Origin of the sequence: Aeromonas sp. Prich7-2 (assembly GCF_017939255.1) — a bacterium.
GTDB classification, from domain to species: Bacteria; Pseudomonadota; Gammaproteobacteria; order Enterobacterales; family Aeromonadaceae; genus Aeromonas; species Aeromonas caviae.
Genome location: NZ_JAGKRI010000295.1, coordinates 1 through 293, shown reverse-complemented (window position 1 = coordinate 293; position 293 = coordinate 1). Strand labels below are relative to the sequence as shown.

The 293-nt window shown below is 62.5% G+C and carries 1 pseudogene; it reads right to left on the bottom strand.

From position 1 onward, the window contains the following. Window positions 1-293: pseudogene (locus J9892_RS25260) on the bottom strand (IS4 family transposase); the annotation flags it as partial.

Sequence of the window (293 nt, the reverse complement as noted above, 5' to 3'; positions counted from 1 at the left end):
TCCATCAACTCGCTGGCCGGGAAGCGCAGCGGGTCGGTGAGCGAGGTCAGCACCTGCCGCTCCTTGCCGTTTACCGTCCGGGTCAGCAGCCGGGCTTCGAACTGCTCCGGCAACTCGCTCCACTTCTTCTTGGCCTGCGGACTGGCACTGAGGCGTACCAGCACATCCTGCCGCCCCAGCTTGCGGATGACCTCGTATTGAGCCCCCTTTTTCAGCGGAATAAGCCAGTGACGCGCTACGCCCTGGCGTTGCCAGGCATGGAGTAACCCCAGTGAGTAGAAGCCCTTATCGAA